The 26,503-nt window shown below is 63.8% G+C and carries 20 protein-coding genes and 4 pseudogenes; 18 read left to right on the top strand and 6 right to left on the bottom strand.

All coding sequences use genetic code 11. From position 1 onward, the window contains the following. Nucleotides 1-36: 36 nt before the first annotated feature. The 10 genes and pseudogenes from P0D89_RS24885 to P0D89_RS24840 form a co-directional block, all read left to right on the top strand. Nucleotides 37-246, top strand: a pseudogene (locus P0D89_RS24885) (hypothetical protein); the annotation flags it as partial. 7 nt (nucleotides 247-253) lie between these two features. Continuing rightward, nucleotides 254-520 (top strand): annotated as a pseudogene (locus P0D89_RS24880) (winged helix-turn-helix domain-containing protein); the annotation flags it as partial. Between the two features lie 814 nt (nucleotides 521-1,334). Further along, nucleotides 1,335-2,477: a branched-chain amino acid ABC transporter substrate-binding protein gene (locus P0D89_RS24875; RefSeq protein WP_408362289.1), complete on the top strand. Its 1,143-nt coding sequence runs from the start codon at nucleotides 1,335-1,337 to the stop codon at nucleotides 2,475-2,477. A gap of 102 nt (nucleotides 2,478-2,579) precedes the next feature. Then, nucleotides 2,580-3,509 (top strand): branched-chain amino acid ABC transporter permease, encoded by a 930-nt coding sequence (locus tag P0D89_RS24870; protein ID WP_408362290.1) that lies wholly within the window; start codon nucleotides 2,580-2,582, stop codon nucleotides 3,507-3,509. Continuing rightward, nucleotides 3,506-4,687, top strand: a complete 1,182-nt coding sequence (locus P0D89_RS24865; RefSeq protein ID WP_408362243.1) for a branched-chain amino acid ABC transporter permease — start codon at nucleotides 3,506-3,508, stop codon at nucleotides 4,685-4,687. The genes P0D89_RS24870 and P0D89_RS24865 overlap by 4 nt, the downstream gene beginning before the upstream one ends. Next, nucleotides 4,684-5,469, top strand: a complete 786-nt coding sequence (locus P0D89_RS24860) for an ABC transporter ATP-binding protein (RefSeq protein WP_408362244.1) — start codon at nucleotides 4,684-4,686, stop codon at nucleotides 5,467-5,469. Before P0D89_RS24865 ends, P0D89_RS24860 begins: the two co-directional genes overlap by 4 nt. Then, nucleotides 5,466-6,173: an ABC transporter ATP-binding protein gene (locus P0D89_RS24855; RefSeq protein ID WP_408228476.1), complete on the top strand. Its 708-nt coding sequence runs from the start codon at nucleotides 5,466-5,468 to the stop codon at nucleotides 6,171-6,173. Before P0D89_RS24860 ends, P0D89_RS24855 begins: the two co-directional genes overlap by 4 nt. 24 nt (nucleotides 6,174-6,197) lie before the next feature. Next, a complete protein-coding gene (locus P0D89_RS24850) occupies nucleotides 6,198-7,490 on the top strand; it encodes an amidase (RefSeq protein WP_408362245.1) in 1,293 nt (430 codons plus the stop codon). Nucleotides 7,491-7,535: 45 nt separating this feature from the next. Next, the gene (locus P0D89_RS24845) at nucleotides 7,536-8,840 is read left to right on the top strand and encodes a M20 family metallo-hydrolase (RefSeq protein ID WP_408362246.1); all 1,305 of its coding nucleotides are present in this window, start codon (nucleotides 7,536-7,538) and stop codon (nucleotides 8,838-8,840) included. Between the two features lie 22 nt (nucleotides 8,841-8,862). Beyond that, nucleotides 8,863-9,462, top strand: a complete 600-nt coding sequence (locus P0D89_RS24840) for a helix-turn-helix domain-containing protein (RefSeq protein WP_408362247.1) — start codon at nucleotides 8,863-8,865, stop codon at nucleotides 9,460-9,462. A 129-nt stretch (nucleotides 9,463-9,591) separates the two neighbouring features. Here the strand turns inward: P0D89_RS24840 and P0D89_RS24835 are convergent. The 6 genes and pseudogenes from P0D89_RS24835 to P0D89_RS24810 form a co-directional block, all read right to left on the bottom strand. Next, nucleotides 9,592-10,032 (bottom strand): annotated as a pseudogene (locus P0D89_RS24835) (IS30 family transposase); the annotation flags it as partial. A gap of 69 nt (nucleotides 10,033-10,101) precedes the next feature. Beyond that, nucleotides 10,102-10,470, bottom strand: a pseudogene (locus tag P0D89_RS24830) (oxidoreductase); the annotation flags it as partial. After that, nucleotides 10,413-11,183 carry a dTMP kinase gene (locus P0D89_RS24825; protein WP_408362248.1) on the bottom strand — a complete coding sequence of 257 codons (771 nt, stop codon included), beginning with the start codon at nucleotides 11,181-11,183 and terminating at the stop codon, nucleotides 10,413-10,415. The gene P0D89_RS24825 and the pseudogene P0D89_RS24830, both read right to left, overlap by 58 nt. A 9-nt stretch (nucleotides 11,184-11,192) precedes the next feature. Beyond that, on the bottom strand, nucleotides 11,193-12,617 hold the full coding sequence (locus P0D89_RS24820) for a tryptophanase (RefSeq protein ID WP_408362249.1): 1,425 nt from the start codon (nucleotides 12,615-12,617) through the stop codon (nucleotides 11,193-11,195). A 68-nt stretch (nucleotides 12,618-12,685) separates the two neighbouring features. Further along, on the bottom strand, nucleotides 12,686-14,224 hold the full coding sequence (locus P0D89_RS24815) for a B12-binding domain-containing radical SAM protein (protein ID WP_408362250.1): 1,539 nt from the start codon (nucleotides 14,222-14,224) through the stop codon (nucleotides 12,686-12,688). Nucleotides 14,225-14,273: 49 nt separating this feature from the next. Beyond that, nucleotides 14,274-15,383, bottom strand: a complete 1,110-nt coding sequence (locus P0D89_RS24810) for a hypothetical protein (protein WP_408362251.1) — start codon at nucleotides 15,381-15,383, stop codon at nucleotides 14,274-14,276. Nucleotides 15,384-16,063: 680 nt separating this feature from the next. Between P0D89_RS24810 and P0D89_RS24805 the strand changes: the two genes are divergently transcribed. From P0D89_RS24805 to P0D89_RS24770, 8 genes are all read left to right on the top strand, one after another. After that, the gene (locus tag P0D89_RS24805) at nucleotides 16,064-16,834 is read left to right on the top strand and encodes a Coq4 family protein (protein WP_408362252.1); all 771 of its coding nucleotides are present in this window, start codon (nucleotides 16,064-16,066) and stop codon (nucleotides 16,832-16,834) included. A gap of 17 nt (nucleotides 16,835-16,851) precedes the next feature. Further along, nucleotides 16,852-17,181, top strand: coding sequence for an acyl carrier protein (locus P0D89_RS24800; protein ID WP_408362253.1), 330 nt, complete (start codon nucleotides 16,852-16,854; stop codon nucleotides 17,179-17,181). Further along, the gene (locus P0D89_RS24795; RefSeq protein WP_408362254.1) at nucleotides 17,178-18,095 is read left to right on the top strand and encodes a hypothetical protein; all 918 of its coding nucleotides are present in this window, start codon (nucleotides 17,178-17,180) and stop codon (nucleotides 18,093-18,095) included. Before P0D89_RS24800 ends, P0D89_RS24795 begins: the two co-directional genes overlap by 4 nt. Before the next feature lie 26 nt (nucleotides 18,096-18,121). Beyond that, nucleotides 18,122-19,204 (top strand): SDR family oxidoreductase, encoded by a 1,083-nt coding sequence (locus P0D89_RS24790; protein ID WP_408362255.1) that lies wholly within the window; start codon nucleotides 18,122-18,124, stop codon nucleotides 19,202-19,204. Nucleotides 19,205-19,222: 18 nt separating this feature from the next. Beyond that, the gene (locus tag P0D89_RS24785; protein WP_408362256.1) at nucleotides 19,223-20,884 is read left to right on the top strand and encodes a nucleotidyltransferase domain-containing protein; all 1,662 of its coding nucleotides are present in this window, start codon (nucleotides 19,223-19,225) and stop codon (nucleotides 20,882-20,884) included. 15 nt (nucleotides 20,885-20,899) lie between these two features. Beyond that, complete coding sequence (locus P0D89_RS24780; protein ID WP_408362257.1) at nucleotides 20,900-23,677, top strand: phosphoenolpyruvate synthase; 2,778 nt, start codon at nucleotides 20,900-20,902, stop codon at nucleotides 23,675-23,677. A 53-nt stretch (nucleotides 23,678-23,730) separates the two neighbouring features. Next, on the top strand, nucleotides 23,731-24,732 hold the full coding sequence (locus P0D89_RS24775) for a fatty acid desaturase (protein WP_408362258.1): 1,002 nt from the start codon (nucleotides 23,731-23,733) through the stop codon (nucleotides 24,730-24,732). A gap of 97 nt (nucleotides 24,733-24,829) precedes the next feature. Further along, nucleotides 24,830-26,500, top strand: coding sequence for a fatty acyl-AMP ligase (locus tag P0D89_RS24770; protein ID WP_408362259.1), 1,671 nt, complete (start codon nucleotides 24,830-24,832; stop codon nucleotides 26,498-26,500). Nucleotides 26,501-26,503 lie beyond the last annotated feature (3 nt).

The raw sequence follows: 26,503 nt of genomic DNA, 5'->3' as shown, positions 1-26,503 counted from the left end.
CTCTGTCACCCTTGCGCTTTTGACGACCACGAGCCAATGAGCAAGCTGAAAGATGTCGAATGGCTGTTCAACGGTCGTCATTTCGACCGTGAAGTCATCGTCCATTGCGTGCGTTGGTATGTGCGCTACAAGCTCAGTCTGCGCGACCTTGTCGAGATGATGGCTGAACGCGACCTGTCTCTCGCCCACACCCCGAAGGACGTCCCCTTGGAGGACTCTACGATCTTGCGTTGGGTGAAGCGCTACCGGCTCTGACCCACTCGAAGAGCGGATTCTCGAATTCGTGGCACGTGTGTCGCAAACCAAAGACCGACTGTCAGTCCGGGACATGATGAGCCAAAGCGAGCTCGGATCGCCTACTACCCTTCATGCCCGCGTCACATCGATGCGGGAAAAAGGCTGGCTCACACTTAGTGATACGGAAGACGTTCGCCGCAAACAGATCGAACTCACGCCTGCGGCCTTACGACACTTTGACAAACTTGCCGAAGTGCTCACAAAGGCCGCAAGGGAGACCTGACATTTCTCGACTGTCGGTCTAACCGGCGCTATCACGTTCTGAAAAAATTCCGCATCCCTATCGCAATGCCCCTCCGACTACTCCGTTCTGGAAATTCCGCGCCTGCGGCAACTAGATAAGTTCGACCGCTGCCCTTTGCATCTCGTCGTTGACGTCGATGTAAGCTTGCTGCCCGACAACCTACCAGCATAGTTCGAACGGACCCGCCATTTGCCCATCGGGTTGACTTGTCCACTATGGGCTACGGGCCCGACGTACGCCATCCACCGGCACCGGGCGCCCGATTTCAACTTCATCGGATGCGTGCCCCGGACCCCGATGGGCGTTCGCCGTTTCACTTGGCCAACTGCAGCTTATGAATGGTTAGCGGTTGTCTCCCCGTGCGCCCGGTAGCCACCGCATACCAAATATTGGAGAAGTAAGTCAGATCGGTCGACTCATACGGTCGGCGGGTTCATTGCCGTGAAGAGCCGTACGGGACCGTGGAAGGAGTCATGTCCGCGGGTGACGGCTGAGATTGCTCATCTGGTATCAGATACCAAGCGTCCGATGCACTGACTCGGCACGCCATCGCATTGCCTCGTGCACCTCTGTCGTGCGTGGGCAGTGCCATGTGGTGCGGGAACCGTTCTACGGCAGTCTCACCGGCGCCCCAAAAATCGCCGCTGCTATTCGATAACAGGCCGTCCGTCCGTAACTGGTGACCATGGCATGCGACTTGCTTTTATTAATTCAAGGTACTTGAATACCAGTCCAATAGCTTGAATTTAATGAAAGGAGAATGTCGGTGGGCGTTAAGAAGCTTTCGAAGATAATGGGATTCGCCGCGCTCGGCTGGTCGCTGCTGGCAGGATCGGCTTTCGCGAAAGACGTCGTCAAGATCGCGTTCATTGGGCCGCTAACCGGTGGTGTGTCGTCGATTGGCTTGGGCGGCCGCAACTCCGCGGACCTCGCCGTGCGCTTGCGCAATGCGGACCCGAAGACCAAATATCAATACCAGCTGGTTGCGCTCGACGATGAATGCAAACCGAACGTCGGTGTGCAGGTCGCCACGCAGGCAGCATCGGATAACAGCATCGTTGCCGGCGTGACGAACTTCTGCTCGGCCGTCGCAGTGGCGAGCGTGGACGTTTACCACCGCTTCAACCTGCCGGTCGTGGTGTGGGGCGCCGTGCTGCCCGATGTCACATACAGCAACGACTACAAGGAAGTCCACCGGGTCAACGGCACCATGATCAACCAGAGCCAGGTCGCCGCGAAATTCATGACGGGCCTCGGCTACAAGAAGTTCGTGATCATCCACGACACGACCGACTACGGCAACGGCCATAACAAGTACTTCAGCGAGGCCCTGACCAAGGACGGCGGCCAGATCCTCGCCGACATCGGCGTGTCCGCGGACCAGCAGGACTTCACGACCGAACTGACCAAAATCCGTGATCTGAAGCCACAGGTCGTGTATTTCGGCGGCCTGACGCCAATCGGCGTACGCATCCGTACACAGATGCAGAAGCTCGGCATCAACGCGCAGTTCGAGGGCACCTCCGGCATCAAGTCCGACGCGTACATCGACGGCGCCGGCCAGGCCGTTGCCGAAGGCTCGCTGTCATTCCTCGAAGGCGCACCCACCGACAAGCTGCCGGGCGGCGCTTACTTCCTCACGCAGTACAGCGCCCAGAAGTACGCCGAGCCGCCGGAAGCCTACGGCGCATTTGCATTCGCGGCGACGAACCTGATCATTGATGCAGTCGAGAAGGACGGCCCGAACCGCCACAAGGTACGCGACACGCTGAACCACACCAGCAACGTCGATACGATCATCGGCAAGGTGACGTTCGACGACCATCGCCAGAACATCGTGCCCCTCGTCTCCAAGTACGTCGTACAGGACGGCAAGTGGGTGATCTGGGAAGACAGTGCGTACGCGAAGAGCCAACGGAAACTAAAGGGTCTGTGACCTTTGGCGGGCGGGACGGTCCACTCGACGCGGCCCCGCCGATGACCAACGCGGCGCAGCCTGTGTGCCGCGCAGTTCGATGATCCGCTTGATAGGGCAATGATGGATGCGTTAGGGCAGTACATAGTCAACGGGCTCATGCTCGGTATGATTTACGCGATGGTCGCGGTTGGGTTCACGCTCTTTTTCGGCGTGCTCGACGCGATTCAGTTTTCGCACGGCGATGTGTTGATGCTCGGCGCATTCGCCGGCCTCGCCGCGTCGCTTGGCGTGTCGGCGCTCGGCATCAGTTCCCCATGGTTGCAACTGGTGGCCGTGCTCGTGTGCGCCGTGGTCGTGACCGGCCTTCTGGGCGCAGCGATCGCCCGTTTCCTGATCCTGCCGCTGCATCGGGCGCCACCGCTCAATACGTTGCTGGCGACCTTGATGCTCGGCTCGGTGCTGCGCGAATGCGTGCGTCTGTTCTATCCGGACGGCGCCAATCCGAAACCGTTTCCGGCGCTGCTACCCACGTCGTTTGTGAAGCTCGGCACCTTTGGGCTGCGCGTCGATAACATCATCCTGTTGCTGGCCGGGCTCGTCGTGATCGTCGGCCTGCATCTGCTGATCACGCGGACCCGGCTCGGCCTGGCGATTCGCGCTGTCGCGCAGGATGGCGAAACCGCGCGGCTGATGGGCATCGACTTCAGCGCGGTCGTGCTGCTGACGTTCGGCCTGGGTTCGGCCATCGCTGCGCTGGCCGGCGTGATGAATGGTCTCTATTACAACGAGATCAATTTCAACGAAGGACTGCTGCTCGGCGTCATCGGGTTTTCGGCGGCCATTCTGGGCGGCCTCGGCAACGTGTATGGCGCGATTCTGGGCGGCTTCCTGTTCGCCGGCCTCGAGGTGCTTGGCAGCGCCGCGCTGCCCGCCCTGGTTCCCGACATTCCCAGCGCCTACAAGGACGTGTTCGCGTTTGCTGTCGTCATCATTCTGATGGCGTGGAAGCCGACCGGACTGATTGCCGAACGAATGAGTGAACGAGTATGAGTACGCTGACCCCATCCCTCGCACGCGGCCGTGGCCGCGGCGGCGTTGCCATCCAGATCGCGCTGGCCCTCGTCATTACCGTCTACCTGTGGCTGTTCCTGCAGGCGCAGTCGCAAATCGAAGTGTGCGTGCTGCTGGTCGTTGCGGCCGTGGCGGTGTTTGCCGCGAACCGATTCGGACTGACCGGGCGCATCGAAGTCGCAACGCGCTCGAGCCCACGCGCCGGACCGTGGTGCGCATTGATCGGCACGCTGACGCTGATCGCCGTGTTTTACGACGTGCATTATGTGCTGCTGCTGATCTGCACTGTATTGCTGTTCTCGACAGCCTGCCTCGGTCTCACCGTGCAGTTCGGCTATGTGGGCATAGCAAATTTCGCCGGCGCCGCCTTTTTCGGCATCGGCAGCTATACGATCGCCGTGCTGGCGGCCCGGACAGGTATCCCTCACCTGCTGCTGATCGTGCTGTCCGGTGTGGTGTCGGCCGCAATCGGTTCGATCCTGATTCTGCCGGTGCTGCGCACGCGCGGCCACTATGCGGCCCTGGTGACGATCGCGTTCGGCATCCTGTTCCAGACCTTCGTCGAGGTGAACAACCTGCTCGGCGGACCGCAGGGGCTGCACCTGCCCGGCATCTCGACATTCGGCTACTCATTCAGTGACGGACTCGAACTGTTCGACCAGGATGTGTCGTTCTACGTCCCCTATGCGCTGCTCAGCCTCGTGATCTTCGCCGCTGCGTATGTGGTCATCAAGCGGCTCGAGAGATCCTGGATCGGCCTTAGCATGGATGTCGTGCGCACCGACGAGACGGCCGCGGCCACCTTCGGCATTCACATTGCACGCTGGAAAGTGATCGCCTTCATGCTCGGCAATTTCCTCGCCGGCGTGGCGGGCAGTGTGTACGGGATGATGACCGGCTTCGTATCGCCCGACAATTTCACCTTCAGCGATTCGCTCCTGCTGGTCTCGATTGCGGTGCTGGGCGGTCTCGGCAATCCGCTCGGCCTGGTGCCGGCGGCCTTCATCGTGCTGGTGCTGCCGCAGAAGCTGCAGTTCATCCAGGAGTACCGTTTCCTGTTCTACGCGGTGGTCGTGATCGCGATTCTGTTGTTCCGCCCGGATGGTTTGCTGCCGCGCCGGACCCGGCAGTTCTTCAACAATGAGGTGCCGCGATGAGCGCACACCAATCCCTCGTGCAAGTGCAGGACGTGACGATGCGCTTCGGCGGACTCACGGCGCTCGACAACCTCACGCTCGATATCCGCGCGGGCGAAGTGTTGGGCCTGCTCGGCCCGAACGGCTCGGGTAAGACCACGTTCTTCAATGTGCTGACAGGCATCTACAAAGCGAGTGCCGGCGCGATCCGCTTCAACGACAAGCTCCTGACCGGCCTGCGCCCGCAAGAAATCTACCGCGCGGGCATTTCGCGTACATTCCAGCGTTCGCGCCTGTCGTTGCCGCTGACCGTGTTCGACAACGTCGTCATCGGCGACTACCAGCACCTGCAGCGTGGCATGCTCTTCAACCTGTTCCGGCGCGGCGCGTTTCGCGCCGAATATGAGCAAGCCGTCGAACGGGTGCGCCAGCTACTGGCGATTTTTAGTCCGCCGCTGCTCGATCGGCTGTTCGAGCCGGTTGGGACGTTCTCGATGATCGACCGGCGCCGTATCGAGGTCTGCCGTGCGCTGATGAGCGGTCCACAACTGCTGTTGCTCGACGAGCCGTCGGCCGGCATGACGCACGACGAGACCCATGAACTGATGGACGACATCCTCGAGGTGCGCGGCAAGCTGCGCAATCTGACGGTCGTGTTGATCGAACACGACATGAACGTGATCGAGCGTGTGACTGAGCGCTGCATCGTATTCAGCTACGGCAAAAAGATCGCCGATGGCAGCTTCGCGCAGATCACCGCGGACCCGGTGGTTCAAACAGCCTATCTGGGAGAGGCGGCATGAGCAATCTGCAGATCCGCAATCTCCGCACGGGCTACGACAAGGTGGACGTGCTGCACGATGTTTCGATCGACGTCGCGCCAGGCAAGATCACGTGTATCCTGGGCGCCAACGGCGCAGGCAAGAGCACGCTGATCCGCTCGATCCTCGGGCTGACGCCGCCGCGCGCGGGACAGGTGCTCTGGGACGGCGCCGATCTCACAGGCGAGAAGACCCATCGCATCATTGCACGCGGTATCGCCTGCATTCCGGAGGGGCGCAAGGTCTTTCCGCGCATGAGCGTCGAAGAGAACCTCATGCTCGGCGCCTACCTCGAGAAAGGCGGCGCGCGGTTGCGTGAACGGATCGAGCGCGTCTATGCGATCTTTCCGCGCCTGCGGGAGCGCGCGCGCCAGTTCGCCGGCACGATGTCGGGCGGCGAGCAGGCCATGGTATCGATCGGCCGCGGTCTGATGGCCGCGCCCCGGCTGCTCCTCATTGACGAGCCGTCTCTTGGGCTGTCGCCGCTGTTCGTCAAGGAGAACTTCAAGGTCATCAAGCAGATCAACGACCTTGGCACCGCGGTGCTGCTTGTCGAACAGAACGCCCACCAGACTCTCGCGATTTCACACTATGGCTACGTGCTGTCACAAGGGCGCGTCGTTGCGTCCGGCACCGCGCAGCAGTTGGCCGAAAACAATGAAGTGCGCGCCGCGTACTTCGCCTGACGACCCCACTAGAGGAAACACGCTATGACTGACGTTCTCAGCTTGAGCGTACGCGAACTCGCCCAGAAGGTGGCGCAGCGCACATTGACTGCGGAAGCGGTAGCGCGCGCCTATATCCAACGAATCGAGGCGCAGGAGGCCGCGTTGCACGCGTGGCAATACTTCGATGCGGCGCAGGCGCTCGCGCAGGCGCGCGGCATCGATGCCGCAGGCGGTGCGGCCGGGCCGCTTGCCGGCGTGCCGGTCGCTGTCAAGGACGTGATGGACACCGCCGACATGCCGAGCGGCTATGGCTCACCGATCTACGCGGCACATCGCCCTCTGGTTGATGCGGCCGCGGTGGCTGCGGTGCGCGCCGCCGGCGGGATCGTGCTGGGCAAGACGGTAACGACCGAATTTGCCACGTTCAAACCGGGACCGACCGTGAACCCGCGTTCGCCCCGCCTGAACGAACCGCACACGCCGGGTGGCTCGTCGAGCGGCTCGGCCGCCGCGGTGGCAGCCGGCATGGCGCCGGTCGCGTTCGGCACGCAGACCGCGGCGTCGATCGTGCGTCCGGCTTCGTTCTGCGGCATTGTCGGCTACAAGCCGACCTTCGGTACGCTGCCGACCGCCGGCGTCAAGCCGCTGTCGCCAAGTCTCGACACCATCGGCGTGCTGACCCGCCGCGTCGATGACGCGGCCTTCTTCGTGGGGATTCTTGCGCAGCGCGAGTTCGTCATCGAGAAGGCCAGCTCGCTTCGGGTCGGTGTGTGCACGACACCGCACTGGGATGTCGCGACGCCGGCCAGCCGCCAGGCGCTGAGCGACGCCGCGCGTTTGCTGGAGGCAGCCGGCGCAACGGTCGCCGACGCGGTGCTGCCGCAGGCTTGCCACAATCTCGCCGACGTGCAGAGCGCGATCATGAGCTACGAAGCATCGCTCGCGTACGCGCCCGAGTATCAGACACGCCGGAACGATCTGAGCGGGCCCTTTCGCGACGTTCTTACGGCGGGAGCATCGCTGGGCGGCGCCCGCTATGCGGCTTTGCAGTCCCGGGCCGAACAGGGGCGCCATGCGTTGGCCGCCCTCTTCGACCGGTTCGATGTGCTGCTGGCACCGAGCGCACCCGGTGAAGCGCCTGCGGGCCTCGCTTCGACCGGCGACCCGATCTTCAGCCGGATGTGGACGCTGCTCGGCAATCCTTGCGTGAACGTGCCGGTCGGCACGGGCCCTGCCGGACTGCCGATCGGTGTCACGGTGATCGGGCCGCGCTGGCACGACGAGGTGGCACTGTCAGCCGCCGCGCAACTGGAACAGGCAGTGGGCGCGCGTTGATGCGCGACGCCTCGATTCAACAGATGCAATCTCAGGTAATCCTCTATGAGCAGTAACGAAGTTAGTCAGGCAGCGGCCGAAGCCGCTGCGCGCGCACAGGATGCAGTCGACAGTGGTCGGCTGAACGACGCTATCGCAGACCTGGCCGCATTCGGCGGTCGCAGCGACGGCGGTGTTGCCCGCGAAACGTTGACGCCGCTCGATTTGCAGGCGCGGCGTCATCTGATCGAGCGCGCTCGCGCGCTGGGCTGCAGCGTCTGCGTCGACCCGTGCGGCAATCTGTTTTTCCGGCGCGCGGGGCAGCAAGCCGATTTGCCGCCGGTCCTGACCGGCAGCCACATCGATACGCAACCGGTCGGCGGCAAGCTGGATGGCGCCTACGGGGTGGTCGCGGGACTCGAGGTCATTCAGGCGTTGAACGATGCAGGCGTCGCCACCCGGCGCCCGGTCGAAGTGGTGGTGTGGACCAACGAGGAGGGCTCGCGCTTCGGACCCGGAGCGATGGGCTCCAGCGCGTTCGCACAATCCGGGCGCCTCGCCGGCTATCGCGCGTCACGCGATGCGGCGGGAATCCTGTTCGGCGACGCACTCGACGCCGCGCTGGCCGACACTCCGGATGTCGAGCACAGCGCGCTGGGGCACTCCGTCGACTCTTGCGTTGAACTACATATCGAGCAAGGGCCGGTGCTCGAAGGTGCGAATGTACCGCTTGGCGTCGTGACCGGCATCCAGAGCGTGCGCTGGTTCAACGTGACGGTTTCTGGGGCCGCCGCGCATGCGGGCACCACGCCGATGGAGGTGCGTCGCGACGCGATGCGCGCGGCGGTGGAACTGGCCGGCCATCTGTACGCGTGCGGCGACGCGGTGCGTGCTCGCGGGCTGCGGATGACGCTCGGCCGGTGGCGGGTCGGTCCGAATTCGATCAACACGATCCCGGGCGAAGTGGAGTTCACGGTCGACGCGCGCTGCGTCGACGAAGACGTGCTCGCCAGCTTCGAAGCCGCACTGCGCGATGCCGTTGCGGGCCTGAATGCGGCCGACGGCTTCACCGCGCAGGTGCAGAACCCCTTTGCACGGGCCACGACGCGCTTCCCGGCTCATATGACCGACCTGGTCGAGCGAGGTTGTGCACGCGCGGCGGCGAACGCCGGCGAGGGGGCGCCGCTACGGGTGACGTCGGGCGCCTTCCATGATGCGATGTATGTCGCGGACCTGTGTCCGACCGCGATGATTTTTGTGCCCAGCCGTTCAGGCATCAGCCATAATGCCGCCGAGTATACTGAGCCCCACCAGCTGTATCTGGGCGCACAAGCGCTCGCGTACGTCGTGGCCGAACTGGCCTGTCGCTAACTCTCTCCAGCCGACACATACCTTGAAAAAACCGAACAGCGTCGCCGAGGCGCCACCGCAGCCGGACGACGCCTCCACGCCACATGCTCTGCTCGGCGGCCGCATGCGCCATGCACGACGGATGGCTGGGCTAACGCTGTTGCAGTTGGCCAAGAAGGCCCATTGCTCGGAAAGCCTTATTTCCAAGATCGAGAAAGGCAATGCCACGCCTTCGCTGGCCACTCTGCACCGGCTGGCCGTTGCGCTGGATACCAATATCGCCGCGCTAACATCGCCGACGGAGCCGACAGGCGGTCCAGTGATGCGGCAAGGAGAACGACCCGTGATCCGCGGCGGTGGCATCGCGCTTGAGCGCGTAGTGCTGCCGAACCGCAACGGTTTGCTGCAGGCGAATATTCATATACTCGATCCGGGTCAGGGCAGCGACGGTCAGATTGAACACATCGGTGAGGAAGTCGGTTACGTGCTCGAAGGCACCGTCGAGCTGACCTTGCGAAGCGCGAGCTATATTCTGCATGCAGGGGACGCCTTTACCTTCACGAGCGAAACGCCGCATGGCTACCGCAACGCGGGTGACACGACGGCGAGGATCCTTTGGGTCAATACGCCAGCGACTTACTGAATGGTGTGCTGGTGTAGCACGGCGTACGTCCGCTCACCAGCAGTTGACGGCCAGGACAACGGCAATGGACGAATGGCAGCTCCGGTCGAGTCGCTTCCATCGGGCACCCGGCAGGTTCCGAAGGCGGATTCAACCGGTCGTCGCAACACTAGATTGTTGAACAGATTTTAGGTATTCGTCCCGGGCTTCGGCGGGTGTCTTCCAACCAAGCGTTTTCCGGGGCCTGGTATTCAGTGCATTGGCAACGGCCTGGATCTCTCGAGCGCTCCACCGAGACAGGTCTAAGCCCTTTGGAAAGTATTGCCGCAGAAGGCCGTTCGTGTTCTCGTTCGTGCCACGCTGCCATGGACTGTGCGGGTCGGCGAAGAATACCTTTACCTCAGACTCGACGGTGAAACGGGCGTGATCGGATAGTTCCTTGCCACGATCCCAGATCAATGATCGCCACAAATGGGCAGGCATGTCCGTCACGGTCTTCTTGAGCGCATTGGCCATCGTGACAGCCCCGTAGCCAGCCAGCGCAGGGCCATTCTTCGTTCTGGGAATCAGCCCGTAGCCTTCCTCGCTCGGCCGCTTGCGCTATGCAGTGCTTACCGATGTCGACGGCGGCGTGGTTGAAGGGGATGATCTCTGCCTGATCGCGATAAACAACTGACCCCATGCGAGGGCAACCGCTTCGCCTGCATCGAGTACTTGCTGCGCCGATTCCCGGGTGAACTTCTCGTTCGCGATGTACGGCCCGCTGAACGCGGCATTCAGTTGCGAGCCGAGGCGCTTGTCGCCGAGCGATTCGGCGGCGGCGATAAACGCGCTCGTGCGCTTGTCGAGTTCGCGCGCGACATAGCCAAACGTAACCGCCGCGTCCGAATCGCCCATCGTACCCACGTCGCCGCGCGGCGCGAGGTGCATGCCGACGCGATTAGCGCCCCACACTTCGATACACACATCGGTTACTTCGAGCAGGAAGCGGGCGCGGTTTTCAATCGAGCCGCCGTACGCCCTACCGCGATAGAGCCCGAGCGCCTCGCAACACGTTCGATAGCCATGATATGACTGAGTGCCGTGCAGAACGTCTCATCGATACTCCGCTCCGTATCCAGCGCGACAACGCCGTTGACCTCGAACACGGCGCGATAGGCCGCCACTTGACCCATCAGAAAGCTCATCGGCGGGGGCTGGTCGTTCTCGTTGTTCCTTGCCCGCACGCGCCGGCGCGAAGTCGCGCCGGAAACATTCAGGCCGAAGGCGACGTCGGGACGCAACAGATGACCAGCGATACTCTGGAGTACAGGTGAAGTCTCAGCGGGATCGGAACGCGTACCGATTTCAGCCTGAGACGTGAATACGTAGCGGTCGCAAAAGACCAGGTCGCCGCGTTCGAGTGCCGGTATGACCGTGTCGGTCATATGCTGAACGAGGTCTCCCATGATGGACAGCAGAATGCCCAGCATGTCGACGCGCCGTCCGCTTCCGTCTGGTCCGGAGCCGGAGCTCGATGTATGCCAGCTGCTGTCGACCAGATGTCGGAACACCGCATCTTTGCGGATCCGACAGGTCGGCGTATAAGTTGCCACGCAGTTGAACCCCGCACGCGTGCACGCGCTTTCGAGCCTATCCATCAGCGAAGACTTCCCCGCTCCATCCACACCGCACAACGTGATCAGCACGCCCGGATAAACGTGCGGTTTGAGCTTCAGCGCTTCAAAGGCACTAGTCAACATGTGATCACCTCAGACCATGACTTCGCGTGACTCCGCGAGCATCTCGTCACGTGCCTCGATCGGCGCGAGGACCGCTGTGAAGTGCCTGAGCATCGGCGGTGCGGAGACGATGCGCATTCCCCGAATCGCGTCGCGTCGTTCGTAGACCCGGATCAACGCAGCGGCAACCGCAGCGAGGTGGCTATCGGTGTAAACGCGGCGAGGAATAGCCAGCCTCAGCAGTTCCAGCCTCGGGGGGTTGACCGTCCCCGTCGACGGATCTTCTTTCAGGAACGCCAATGAGCCCAGACCGACAGCGCGCACACCGCCCTCCAGATAAAGCTCGGCAGCCAACGCCTCGGCCGGGAATTCCGAGCGCGGCAGGTGCGGCAGGAAGGTAGCCGCATCGACATACACCGCGTGCCCACCAGTCGGCCTCAGTATCGGAACGCCGCCGGCAAGCAGTCGGTCCCCTAGCCGTTCGACCTGACGCACGCGGTGCTGAAGGTATTCATCGTCGACCATCTCGCGCAGACCGATCGCGAGCGCCTCAAGATCACGGCCTGCCATCCCTCCGTAGGTGACGAAGCCTTCGTACAGCACGAGGAGCGGCACGACCTGCTCGTAAAGCGTCCGCGACCGTGTCGCGAGCAAGCCGCCGATGTTGACTAGCGCATCCTTCTTGCAGCTGAACGTGCAGCCCTCGGCATAGGAAAACTGCTCCTTGAGAATTTCTGCCACGGACCGGTTCGCATAGCCGCTTTCGCGCTGCTGGATGAAGTAGGCATTCTCTGCGCAGCGCGCCGCATCGAAGTACACTGGGATCGCAAACTCATCGGCCAACGCCCTCACCGCGCGCAGGTTCGCCATCGATACCGGCTGGCCGCCGCCCGCGTTGTTCGTCAGCGAGACCATGATCAGCGGAACGTTGTTGCGCCCTTCGCTCTCGATCACGTTGCGTAGCTTTTGCACATCCACGTCGCCCTTGAACGGGTGCTCGACAGCGGGTTGGTAGCCGATTTCGGCGACGCACGATATTGAGGTACCGCCGGCAATCGATACATGTGCCTCCGTCGAATCGAACGGCGCGTTGAACGGCACCACCTGCCCCGGGCGCACGAGGGTCCGAAACAGGAAGTGCTCGGCCGGCCGGCCCTGGTGGGTCGGCAATACGTAGTCGAAGCCGAGCATGTCCCGCACGGCCTGCGTCAACTTCGTAAAACTGCGGGAACCAGCATACGACTCATCGCCGGTCATGATGCCTGCCCACTGGTTCGCGCTCATCGCCGAGGTGCCGCTGTCCGTCATCAGATCGATGTAGACGTCATCTGCTTCGAGGCGAAACATGTTGTACCCGGCAGCGGCAAGCCGCGCCTGCCGTTGATCGTGGTCGATCAGCCTGATCGGCTCGACCATCTTGATCCTGTACGGCTCAGGTTGGCTTTCTGAAAGCATGCACTCCTCCTGCGTTGAAAGTACGCGGGCCATCGAATGGCTGGCCGCTTCGGGCATCGCACACCGCATCAGGCAGTTTGCTCGGTCGGCAAAACCGCGATCGGCGTCGATTCCGGGGCGCCGCCATCCGCGCACGCGCTGTGAAGGCCGCGACCGTTGTGGGCATGGGCCGCTTCGAAGCGCTTCTCGATCCGGTTCAGAATCGACCAATACGCGCCGCGCTCGCCTTGCGCGATCGCCTCGACCAGCGCGTCATTCGCGTTGTAGTTGAAGAGACTCGCATTGGCTCCGAAGAACCGCCGGTCATTGCCGATCAGATCCGCAATGAATTTCTGCGGATCCGGGCCCAACGAGGTCGGCAGATAGAACACCGGATGCAGAAGATCATCGTTCCCTTCGACATGGCCGTGAAGATTCGGATTCCCGACGTTCAGGCCTTCGCTGCGGATCATCTGCTCGAGTTCGGTCCCCGGAAAAATCCTCAGCCCGACCGTCACCGAAACGCGCTCTGGATCGACCCGCTTGATGAACTCGATCGATTCCCGCGCGGTTTCCTGGGTCTCGCCGGGCGCGCCGAACAGCAGTTCGATGATGTGCTCGAGGCCGTGGCGCTTCGCCGTATTGACCGCATCTTCGATGTCGGGGGCACCGAAAGTGCGGCGAAGTATCCTCAGCATCGTTTCGCTGGCGCTGTCGACGCCGAAGTTCATGCCGACACAACCGGCTGCTTTCATCGCGGCCGCCAGTTCATCGGGAAACGGCCGCGGCATACCGTACGCATACCACTGGATCTTGCCGGCGAGCCCGTGCCGGATGATGGCCGCGCACAGCGCAAGAGGATGCGCGACGCTCAGATTGAATTCCGAGTCGTTGATGTGAAAGACGTTGACCCCACGTTCGACCAGCGATGCCATTTCAGCGACGACATCGTCGGGTTCGCGCAGGCGCACCGTGCGGCCTTTGATCAGCGGCTCGACGCAATAGATACACGAGCGATTGCAGCCGCGCTTCGTTTCGATGCCGATCTGGCCGCCTTTGGCGAAATAGTGCTCGTTGTTTACCAGCTCACGTTTGTGGGGCCCTAGCCTGGCTAGCGGTCCGCACCCGTTCGGGGCGAGCGGCGTAGCGTGCACGCCAGCCGCATCGCGGTAGACCACGCCGGGTATGTGCGTGAAACTCGTGCCTTCTTCGAGGCAGCTCAGCAGCTCGGGAAAGCTGAATTCGCCTTCCCTGACGATGCCGAAGTCGGCGTCGAGGTAGGCGAGCAATTTTTCCGGCATCACCGAGTAACCCGCACCGCCCATCACGACCGGGACCGCGCGAGCACGCCGAAGCAGCGCGACGATGTCCCTGATTCTCTCGAGAAAACTGTAGCCGCTGGAAAAGTAGACGTCGTCGGTATTTCGCAGCGTCACCCCCCAGAAATCCGGTGCGGCCGTGCTGCAGTGCGCGGCAATGGCCGCCTCGCAGTCGTCGCAGAAGCAGAGGTCGAGCAAATTGAGCTCGAACCCCGCTCGCTCCATCGGCGCCGACAGGTAGTCGAACGCAATCGGCGCAATCGCCGGTTTGATCTGGTTCGTGTTGACGAAAGTGACGCGCTTGGCCATGTTCGATCGGCTCCAGGTGAAGGGTTCGCGAGGATTCGCCGAAGCGCGCCTAGACGGCGACGTCGATGGACATTTTCTGGCCCGCGCGCGCCACGGTCATCTCGCTCATGAACTCACTGAACCGATGCATCATCACCGCTGCGAGGTGCTTCGCCTTTTCCTCGCAGTCGGAGAACGCATAGAAGCCCGGTCCAGCGCTGCTCATCCCCGCATACACCGCGCCCTCGCGCTGCATCGTCTGGTCGAACTCACGCATCACGTCGGTCCGGAAAATGCCCTCGAGCACCTTCATGTTGCTCATGCTGTTGAGCTCCCAGCCGTGCTTCAGGAACGCAAAGAGGTCGTTGCGATGCAGTGCCGGCCGCAATTTCTTTTCGATGAAGTCGCGCCACGCGATGCCGTAACGCTTCTGCCACTCGACAAAATGCGTCGGCACGAAGCCCGCCTCGGTGGTGCCGGACATGTCCGCGCCCTCGCCATGGGCACGCAGCGCTTCGGTCGATAGCGTGTCGTAATTGCCGACGGCGGTGGTCACCCAAAGGTTTTCCGAACTCAGATTGCCGAGGAAACGGCCGTTGCCGTGCTTCTCGTCGACCCAGACCAGGCCGCCGAAAAACAGGCACGCTTCGCCGACGCCGGTCTCGAGGCCGAAATACACATGCTCGTCATCCTTCGCGGTCTCGACGTAGTTGCGGGTGATCATTTCCCACATGTCGTGTGGCGAAAACGGTGAGCCGAACAACGCGTTCAAGCCGGCGAGCGTCGCAGTGTTGAACGAGACATTCGAGCCGAAGCCGCTGTGCTTGTGCTGGATGCTGTGCAACCGATCGACACGGATGTCGTCGCGTGCATAGCCAACGGCTCGCTTGAACAACTCCAGCATGTGACGCCCGCTCGGCACGTCGCAGCCACCCGTGCCGCTCGTCGTCCTGCTGACGGTGATCCGGTGTCCGACCGTGCTCGTCGACACGCCGAGCCCGCCGCCGCCGAAGCCAGGCGCCATCTGCATAAAGTCGAATACCGCGAAGTGAAGGCGCCCCGGCACCGAGACCTCTGCATGATCGTAGCTCGGTAGCGCCTCGCGCTCCCAGTGCGGCAGCACAGTCAGATTCGCTCCCGGCAGGAACTGCCCCGCTTTTGCCTTCCACGCCTGATTCATTGCTCTACCTCCATCCTCGTGAGTATTCGTTTGCCTGACGTTTCTCGACCATTTACCTGGCTCTACGAACTTAAATGCGCAACCGGTCTTCGTCTCATGACGGCGGACATCGGGGACATCATGAACATCGCGGACTTGCTGCCCCGCCGCCATCCATTGTTCGCGCTCCACGTGCACGGTTCGTGCCAGGCATTCTCCTGCGACACGCGGTTAGTCCTGATTCGAAGCAATGACGAAAGCAGCCAGCCCGATTTCAAAAGGCAGCGCAATGCACGAGAACGTTTAGACGTTCAGGGCGCGGTGGATGAACTGGCCCGGTATCAAACGTCCTGCTGGCGACCTGCAGCCAACACATGCGCTTCACGTGTTGGCCCGGCACCGACATCCAGGCCGCGGCGACAGGCTCCCCGAACGTGCGTCGACAAATCGCAGGACCTGCCTGAATTCGCGCGATACCGGCGGCCCGTCTTTTGAAATCCGGCCACTCCGTTCCGTCACTGCAGGGGAAGAGGATGCCTTTCTTGCGGTCACCGAATGACTGGCATAAATCATGCGGAAAGTCCCCACGGGAAGTGGCCGTCTTAGCATGATTCCTCTTTGCCGTATCCGAACCCGAATCGCATGGCATCGGTCGATTGCCAGTCGTGACTCGCCCTCTTGATCTTTGACGGGAGCCGCAGATGACAGCAACCTTGAAGGACAACGCGCTGGCGCGACGCCGCATCGATTGGCCGCGCGCTTTGCGGGCGATCAAGGCGCTGCGAGCGAGTACAGACGATATTCAGCATGCCTATGAAGTGATGATCGCGCTCGACGGCGGCCAAATGGAGGCGATGTACCAGCGTTTTCTCAGCGAGCCAGGCGCCGCCGCGCTGCTTTCCGAGCAGCCGTCACTGCTCGCCACGCTCGGGGATTCCGACACGCTGCTCCACTTGCCGCCGGGCTCGTTCGGCCGCGCTTACATGGCGATGATGGAGCACAGCGGCTACCGCGCCGATGGTCTGCTTCAGGCGAGCCGGCTGGCCGCTGGTCTCGAAGAAATCCTCCCCGGTCCGGACCGTCAGTGGTTCATCGAGCGCAGCGGCTGCATTCATGACCTGCTGCACGTGCTGACAGGCTATGGTCAGGACTGGGCCGGCGAGACCTCGCTTCTCGCGTTCGACTGCGGCCTCGAGCCGATGCGTGCGCGCCTCGTGGGTCTGCTCGGCACCGCGCTGACTGCGCCGTGGTGGCCGGACTTCTGGGTCCATCGTTTTCTGCGCCGCGCGTGGCTACGTGGCAAGCGCGCGCGCATTCCCCTTTCATACCGCTGGGAAGTCGCGTTACAGCGACCACTCAAAGCCGTCCGCTCCGAGCTGGCGATCGAGCCTGTCGCGCTCGCCCACCCACAGGGCATCCTGGCCGGCGGCCAGACGCTGCCGTGGCGCTACGCCGCGTCGAGCAACGCGTGAACAGAGAGGATCCCACCATGGCCGGCACACCGAAGAATGCGTCGACGCGAAACAGCGTATTCGAAATCGTACGCACGCAGCTTCTGGACGTCTGCCGCGAACATCAGCGCGACTTCGACGCCGAGATTCGCCTTGAGAGTTCACTCATCGCCGATCTTGGCCTCGACTCGCTATCGCTCGTCGAAGCGGTTGTCGCACTCGAGCAGGCGTTCGGCATCGAGCGCCTGCCGCTAGAAGCGTTGAACGAAGGATGCGACCAAGCGTATTTCACAGTCGGATCGCTGGTGGATCTGTGCATACGGCACACCGCAGTCCCTGTCGCCGCCGATGAGGGGATGCGCGCATGAGCCCGCGCCTTTCTCTGGCCACCTCGCATACCAGGCGTGGCCGGCTTGCCGCTGCGGCAGCCGCTTTCGGCAACACGCTCGGCCGCATGCCGCTGGCGGCCGAGGCCGTGCCGATCGCCGGCGCGTTCATCTGCTCGCTTCTGCTGTACGGACGGATAGCCGGCGTCTCTCTCGAACCGGGCTGGCATGTACTCGCCGGCCTTGCGTCATTCTTCCTGCTGTTCGTCCAGCTGCGCCTGATCGACGACCTCGACGACCTCGAACGCGACTATCGCGCCGGGCACTCGCTGTCGGCGCAACGCGCGGCACTACGCGCACGCCTCCTCGCCAGCCTCGCGGTCGTCGCGCTTCTGCTCGTCGCGCTGAACAGCGCAATGGAGCACGCATTGACAGCCGCCGCGGCCGCCACCGCGCTGGCCTTCGCCGCCCCTTTCGCTTTCAAGCGGCTGTTCCCGACCCGCCCGTTGCTCTGCTTACCCGCTTTCGAAGGCGCGCCATTCGCCAACTTCATGTACGGCTATTTCTTATGGCGCGACATGGCTGACCGCGAACTGAGCTTCTACGTTGTAGTGTGCGTAGCGGGTTCGATGTGGACCGGTTACGAGTTCTGGAAGTTCTCGCGCAAGGTTGGCACCACCGCACTGCAGCCCTATCACCTCTCTGCGCGCGGAGTCCGGGTCGCGTTGAATGCCCTCCTGATTCTGGCGCTGGGCATCAACGTGTCGCTTTCGCGCCTGGCAGGCATGTCGCAAACGTACTCAATCTATGCAGCGACACTGCCACTCGTGTGGCTCGTCTGGCTCAACGCGAGCTGGCCGGGCCCCGCGAGCAGGCCGGGCCGGCCACGCTGGGCTGGCACCCGCTTTATCGTCGCCGTCGAGTTCGGACTGCTGGCCGGGCTTCTCCTCAAATGACATGCAACTCTGGATGGTCATCCACAATGAATAAGCACGTTCTCGTCACCGGTGCGCGAGGTCTGCTGGGCGCCGAAGTGATCGCCCGGCTGACGGCAATGGGATACCCGGTCGTCGCATTTCTGCGCTCCGATGGTCCAGTTGTCCGCAACGACGGCACGCCGCTCGCAGCAACGCCGTACCGCGGCCACACGCCCGCGGCCGGAACCCTCGCATGTGTGCAAGGCGACGTCGCCGAAACCCGCCTTGGACTCGATGCGGAAACTTACGATGCACTGCGCGCGGGGACAGTCGCGATCGTCCACTGTGCCGCGCTGACCAGCTTTGGGCGCAAGCCCGAGGTCTACGACGCGATCAACTTTCGCGGCACTGAGCGCATCGTCGAGTTCGCGCAACGACGCAGCGATGCGCCGATTCCGCTGCTCTATGTGAGCACCGCCTATGTCTGCGGCGAGCGCCCCGGCGTGTTCAGCGAGGACGATCTCGAACTTGGCCAGCGTCTGGGCAACCCGTATGAGCAGAGCAAGTACCGCGCGGAACAGTCGGTGCGAGCGGCGATGCGCACCGGGCTGCCCGCGGCGGTCCTGCGCCCGTCGATCATCGTCGGCGACTCGGCGACCGGCGTGATCCGCAAGTTCGACACGCTCTACACCGTCGTGCGCCTGACGGCCGCGGGACTCGTGCGCACGATGCCCGGCGACTACGGCGCGACGCTGAACATCGTGCCGATCGACTGGGTCGCGGACTGCGTTGTCGAGGCGCTGGCGAAGTTCCCGCTCGTGCGAGGACGCACGCTGCATCTGACCTCGGGCACGCCAACGACGCTGCGCGAAATCAACGACGTATGCGCGGAGTTTCCATCGTTTCACGTACCTCGCTATGTGCCGCGGCATGTCTTCGATGCCGCCGCGATGAAACCGCTCGAGCGGCGTTACTACGATGAGGTCGTGAAACTCTACGAGTCGTACCTGACGCGCCAGGTGCGCTTTGCACGGGACGCGACCGCCGCCATCCTGCCGGCTTTGCCTCGCGCGGCGGGCAAAACGCTGCTACGCAGGATCTTTCGTTATGGGATCGCGGCGGGCTACTTTGTGCCGCGCACGGCTTGACGTTTAGGGAGCCTCACCATGTTGATGACTGATCCGATGCTCGCCGACCTCTGGCAAAAATCGCGGGCCGCACTGAGCACCCAGTTCGAACAGCGGGCACCGAGCGCCGTCTTTCTCGAAGGCTCGATCGCCGAAGGCTTCGGTAACGAGCGCTCCGACGTCGACTTCGTCGCGATTGTCGATACGGGGCTCGAGCCGGCCACGATGCCGTACATCCTGTTCATCGATGGCCGCCGGGTCGAAGTGAGGTTGCTGAGTCCGGCGCGCCTGCGCCGCGAACTCGCGCAGGTCCGCGAAGCACTGGGCAAAGGCCGTCGCGCGGTTGCGCGCCTGTCGTGGAATCTGCTCGAGCGTTGCCAGCGCTTTATCGGCGCGCTGCCGATCGACAACCCGGCATTGATCGAGACGCTGCAAGCCGGGCTCGGCCGCGAGGCGCTCTGCGAGGCGGTGGCGCTGTGGTTCGACGATTTCGCGCGCCAGACCGGCCGCTATGCGGTGGCGATGTTCGCGCTCGGCGAGCCCGACTACGCACGCGCCTGGATCAGGACCGCCGCGTTTCATGCGGCGAAGAGTCACGTGGCACGCCTCGGCGAGTGCTACATGGGCCCGAAATGGCTGTCGCTGCAGCTCGAACGCGCGGCCGTGGACGCCGGCCGCGTCGGCCGTCTCTGGAACCTGCTGCACGCGCCGCGCGAGCATGGCGCGGCAAGCGGGTTCCTCGCGGCGGGGGTCGCGCTGATTCGTGAGTTCGGCGTCAACGGTGTGAGCCTCGTGGCCGATAACGTGCTGATCGGCCCGGGCAAAGACACGACGACGTGGCAGATTGGCGAACGAGTCCACGTGCTGCGCGGTAGCGACGTCTTTGCGCTCGACGACGAAGCGGCCCGGGCCTGGCGTGCGATCACCTTCGACACGCCATGCACGGCCATCGCCGGCGCTGGCGACGCGCAGGCGACCAGCCGGCGCCGCGCGCTGATCGCCGGGTTCAGCCGGCTGGGCCTCGTCAGCCTGCGCTGGAAGGGCAGCGGAGAAATCCACGCACGTCAGCAGGCGACTTCGACGCCGGTGTCCCGTGCCCCCTTGATCTCGATCGACGGCGCGCGCCTCGCGGCCGGCCGGGAGACCGGCGCCCAGTTGCTGCCGATGCCCGCCGGACGGTTCGCCGAAGCGGGTCTCGAGATGATCTGGGCCAACATCGGTCTCGAGAACGCGCGCGAGGACGCCCAAGGTGCACTCCACCACGGCCAATGGAAGGTGCTCGAATACGCGCTGCAACGGATGATGCAGACCGCCTGCATGGTCACACTCGGGGCGCACGGCGTGACGCCGCAGTCGACGATGGAAGAAGCGACGCTCGACGCGATCCGGCTGCTGCCTCTCGATGCGGCGCTGATCGACGGCATCCGCGAACTCGAACAGTGTTCGATCGGATCGGCACGCGACGCGCAGCGTTACGTCGCGCTGGCCGACGAGCTGGCGCAGCGGCTGCGCAAACTCGGCGGCGACCCGCAATTTCCGGCGAGCTTCGATACGACGTCGGGTTGGCGCGGGACGATCCACGCCGCCTACGACTGGATCAACCTCGGCGCGCATCTCCACGCGCGCTTCCCGCAGACCGCTCACGGCGGGCGCGGTACCGCCGAGGAAGCGAGAGATCTGCTCGCTTCGTCGAGCACCTGAGCAACGAGGCCCCAAATGAATTTCGACACCATTGCGCCCGCACGCGGCGAAATCGACCCGGCCGGAAGCCGCGCCCCACTGGAGGCCCACGCCGCGAGCAGCAGCGCCGGCCCGGAAGCATCGCCACGCATGATCCTCACCTCGGCGAGTCCGGCCGAAACCATCGAGCGGCTTGCTGGCAACAAGGGAAAATCGCTCCATCGGCTCGCGAACCTCGGCGTTTCGGTGCCACCCTGGGCGATCCTCGGCACCGACTGCTTTGCGGAGTTCCGCCGCGACGGCGGCCTCGATCAAACCATCGGCGCGCTGCTTTGCGACTTCACGCCGGCGAACGCCGCCGCGATCGCAAGCGCAATCCGCGAGGCCGTGCTGACCTGCGACATGAGCGCCGCGTTGCGCGCCGACATCGCACGCGCGTACGGGACCATCGGAGATGCGCCGCTCGCGGTGCGCTCGTCCGGCGTCGAAGAGGACAGCGCGAGCTTCTCGTTCGCAGGCCAGTTCGATACGTTCCTCGATGTCCGCGGGCTCGACTCGACGCTCGAGCACGTGCGCCGGTGCTGGGCTTCTGCGTATTCCGAGCGCTCGCTGCGCTACCGGTATCAGCACGGACTCGATATCGTCGGCGCCGGCATGGCCGTGATCCTGCAGCGCCTCGTTCAGGCGGACAAGAGCGGCGTCGTGTTCACGATCAACCCGGCGAACGGTAAGCGCGACGAGCTCGTGTTGAGCGCCGTCTACGGGCTCGGCGAGGGACTCGTGTCGGGCGCAGTCGACGCTGACACGATCACCGTGGACCGCCGCACCGGACAACACAAGCAGGTGGTGATCGGTGAAAAACGCGAGCGTCATGACGGCCACCACCTCCGCGAGGTGCCGGCCGCGCTGCGCGATATAGCGGCCCTTTCCAATGACGAGATCACGCGCGTCGTGGCGACGGCCTGCACGCTCGAAAGTACGCTCGGCGAGCCGCTCGATATCGAATGGTGTATCGCGGAAAAGCAGTTGTGGATCCTGCAGGCGCGCCCGGTCACCACGCCGGTCGCAGCGGTCCAACCGCAGGCGGGCGAATTCCAGCTGTGGGACAACTCCAACATCGTCGAGAACTATCCAGGCGTGACGACGCAGCTGACGTTCACATTCGCGCAGCACGTCTATACGCAGGTGTTCCGTGAGTTCTGCCGGCTGCTCGCGATTCCGCACCAACAGCGGCGCGAGATGGATGGATTCCTGGGCTCGACGCTCGCGTTCCTGAACGGGCGCGTCTACTACAACCTGCTGCACTGGTACAAGCTTTCCGGGCTCGCGCCGTTCCAGGACCTCGGGCGCAAGATGATGGAAGTCCAGATGGGCGTCGGCGAGCCGCTCGATCTTGCGAGCTTCGCCGCGCTGATCACGCCGTACACGGCAGGCTCGCGCGCCGGACTCGCCTGCATGCGGGCCTTGAGCGGCGCGAAGTTCGCGTGGCACTTCGCCCATCTCGAGCGTAACGTCGCGCGCTTCCGCGCGTTCTTTTATCCGGTCTACGACGAGTTCAACGCGCTCGACTATCGCTCGCTTCCCGCCGACGCGGTCTATGCGCACTACCGCCGCTTCGAGCAGGCGCTGCTCGCGCGCTGGGGCATGATGATCGTGCTCGAGTCGGCGATCGGTCTCAGTTACGGCGTCGTGCGGCGCCTGATCAAGCGGTGGATGCCCGGTGCGCCCGACTGGCTCGAAGTGGCGGTGATCGGCGGCATCGACGACATCGAGTCCATCGAGCCGGTCCGCAGGCTGGCCGCGATTGCAGAAGCCGTGCGGGCGAAGCCTCAGGTCGAAGCACTGATCCGCAACACGCCGTCAGCCGAAGCGTATGCGGCGCTGCGCGGCTGCGGCGCCCCCGAGATCATCGCCGACATCGAGCGCTACCTCTCTGACTTCGCGTACCGCAGCAAGAACGAACTGAAGCTCGAAGAGCCCGATCTGCGCGAAGACCCTGGCGTGCTGTTCGATATGTTGAAGGCCTCGCTCGCGCATGGTGCTGCGTCGATCGATCGCACGGGCAGCGAAGCGCGCATCGAAGCGTTGTTGCGCGAGCGGCTCAATCCGCTCCAGCGCTGGATTTTTGCACGCGCGCGCAGCCGCGTGCGCGCCGCTATCCGGGCGCGTGAGACCGTGCGCTTTTGCCGTTCGCGTGCGTTCGGGGTCGCGCGCCGGATGTTCCGCGCGATCGGCGACGGTCTCGCCGGCGACGGCGTGCTGGCAACGGGCTGCGACATCTTCCATCTGCGCCTCGAGGAAATTCGGGGATGCTTCGAAGGCACGGTCTCCCATCGCGAGCTGCGTCCGCTCGTCGAGCAGCGCAAGCGCGACGATGCGGCCTATCGCGACATGGATGATCTGCCGCCACGCTTCGTCACGCATGGCCCGGTTGCGGCCTGGCTCAGCAAACCGGCGAACCTCGCCGGGCTGCACGCGACGCCTGCCCACGCGGGCGGCGCGACGCTGCGCGGCACGCCCTGCTCGCCGGGCTTCGCCGAAGGGCCGGCGAAGGTCGTGCGCGAGGCGAACGAGTTCGACGGCGGCATCCTGGTCACCTATCGGACCGACCCCGGCTGGGTACCCGTATTCGCGTCGGCGACCGGGCTGCTGATCGAGCGCGGCAGTCCGCTGACCCATGCCGCGATCGTGGCACGCGAGATCGGGATCCCGACCGTCGTCCAGATTCCGGGCCTCACAACGCGCGTGCAGTCGGGGATGCAGCTAAGGGTCGATGGCCATAGCGGCGTGATCGAACTGCCCGAGCCGACCTGAAATGAAATGGCTGCCCGCTGACCATTGAACCCGCCCCTGCAAAGGAAATCGCCATGTACCACCTACTCAACGATCGTCGCGACCTGCCCCATCTGCGGCTCTACATCCAGTGCGCGCTGCTATTCATCCCCGCCGCAGCCGTGCTGTATGGCCTCGGCCACTTTCCCTGGTGGTTAGGCGTTGTGTATGTGCTCGTCTGGAACGCGTTCGGCGACCGCTTCACGATGAGCTACCACTGCACGCTGCATCGGCGGCTCTTCAAGAAACCGTACCGGGCGTGCGAGATCCTGCTCGACTGGGTGCTGTGTCCGTTCTTTGGTCAGACGCCGGGCACTTTCTATGTCCATCACATGGGCATGCATCATATCGACGACAACCTGCCACACGATCTGAGCTCCACGATGCGGTATCAACGCGATAGCGTGAGCGGCTTTCTGCGCTACTACCTGCGCTTCGCTGCGCTGGTCCCGGTCGAGCTCAGCGTCTATCTGTGGCGCTCGCGCAATACGAGGCTGATCAGGCAACTGCTCGCGGGTGAGGTCGCGTTCTACGCTGCGATTTCCGCAGCCGCGTACTGGAACCTCCGGGCGACGCTCGTCGTGTTCGTGTTCCCGTTCCTGTTCGTGCGGCTGATGATGATGATCGGCAACTGGGTCCAGCACGCGTTCATCGACCCCGATCATCCTGACAACCCGTACACGAGCAGCGTCAATACGATCGACTCGCGTTTCAATGCGCGCGTCTTCAACGCCGGCTATCACATCTACCACCACGTCCGGAAAGGGACGCACTACAGCGAGCTCACGACGGAATTCGCAGCGAACCTCGAGAAGTACGGTCGCGAGGACGCGGTCGTTTTCGATCGCATCGACATCGCGCAGATCTGGCTGCTGGTCGTCACGCGCCAGCACCGCAAGCTCGCAACGCATTTCGTGCGCCTGCCGGGCGCGCCGGCGCGCAGCGACGACGAGGTGATCGCGCTGCTGCGTCGCCGTCTGCAGCCGATCCGCGACTGGACGCCCGCTGCCCAAGCGAGCGCCGAACCTGCCGCCTGAGGCACGCAAGCCATGCACATCACGCAAGTCACGCGCGCGTTGTCCGCTGCTTCGCTCGATGAATGAAGCTCGATTACAGAACCAAGGACCCGTCAACATGGACCAGACGCTAGTCGATGCCGTTTCAGCGCTGCCGCGGGGCGACGCCCGAGGCCTCCGCTTTGTCTCCACGCACGGCGACGAGCACTACTATCCTTACGAGGTGCTCGAGCGCGAAGCGCGCAAGCGTGCGAGGAAGCTCGCGGCACTGGGCTTGAACAAGGGCGAGCGCGTCGCGCTCGTGATCCTCGACCCGGAAGCGTTCATCCTGAGCTTCCTCGGCGCATCGTTCGCCGGTCTCGTCCCGGTACCGATATTTCCGCGCGGAAGCCTCAACTTCAGGACCCGCACGCGCTACGCCGAAACCGTGAGTCACATCGTGCGCTCGGCTGGCGCGCGGATGCTGCTCACGTCGAGCTCGGCAAGAGAGACCATCGAGGACGTGCTGGCCGTCGACACCGGCCTCGAACGCATCGTGACCGTTGAAGCGCTGGTCGACGCCGAGCCGCCCGCCTGCGATTTGCCAGCGCTGCATCCCGATGACCTGTGCTTCCTGCAATACACGTCGGGCAGCACGTCCCTGCCGAAAGGCGTGATGGTCACGCATCGCAATCTGGTCGCGAATGCCAGGGCGTTCCTCGGACCCCGAGGCATCGATCTGCGCGAGCAGGACGTCTATGTCAGCTGGCTGCCGCTGCACCACGACATGGGGCTCATCAGCGTGCTCGGCGCGCTTATCTGCGACTTGCCTAGCGTGCTGCTGGCAACCGAAGGATTCGTGCGTCGGCCTGGCCTCTGGATGGAGGCGATCACGAAGTACGGCGGCACGATCAGCTTCGCGCCAAACTTTGCGTACGCGCTCGCCGCGCGCCGTACCCGCGATCAGGACCTCGAAGGCCTCGACCTGCGGCGGCTGCGCGTGGCCGGCTGCGGTGCCGAGCCGATCAACGCACAAGCAATGCGCCAGTTCTGCGCGCGCTTCGAGCCGGCGGGCTTTCGCGCCGAAGCGCTGCTGCCGTGCTACGGAATGGCCGAGGCCACACTCGCGATCACGTTTCACGACCACGGCCAGCCGATCGTCACCGACGTCGTCTACACGTCCGCCCTGGGGCTCGGTCGAGCCATACCGGCCCCGCGTGATACCGGATTGCGCACGATCGAACTGGTCGGCTGCGGCCATCGCTTCCCCGGACACGAGTTGCGGATCGTCGACGAATCCGGGCGGCCGTTGCCCGAACGCTGCGTCGGCGAAATCGTCACGCGCGGGCCCAGCATCACCGCGGGCTATTACGGCCAAGCCGACGCGACCGCCGCCGCGTACCGCGACGGCTGGCTCCAGACCGGCGACCTCGGCTACCTCGCCGACGACCAACTCTATATCTGCGGCCGCAGCAAGGATCTGATTGTCATTCACGGCTCGAACCACTATCCGCAAGACATCGAATGGGCGGTGGCCGAATTGCCAACGGTGCAAAGCCGCGGTGTCATCGCGTTCAGCGTGATGCGCGATGGCGACGAGACGCTGATTGTCTGTGCCGAGGGCAAGGCGGCGGACGCCGCGGCGCTGCGGCGTGCGATAGCGCAGAAGGTCGCCGAATGCGCGGGCCTGCAGGTCGGTCACGTTGCGGTCGTGCAGGCGGGCAGCTTGCCGCGGACCTCGAGCGGCAAAGTGCAGCGCCGTCGCACCAAGGCACAGTTCGAAGCCGGCGAACTGGAGGAACACACGTGAGCC

The organism is Paraburkholderia sp. RL18-085-BIA-A (genome assembly GCF_046027075.1).
GTDB lineage: Bacteria > Pseudomonadota > Gammaproteobacteria > Burkholderiales > Burkholderiaceae > Paraburkholderia.
Note: the sequence above shows the minus strand (reverse complement) of the source record. Positions and strands in the feature narration are given on the sequence as shown.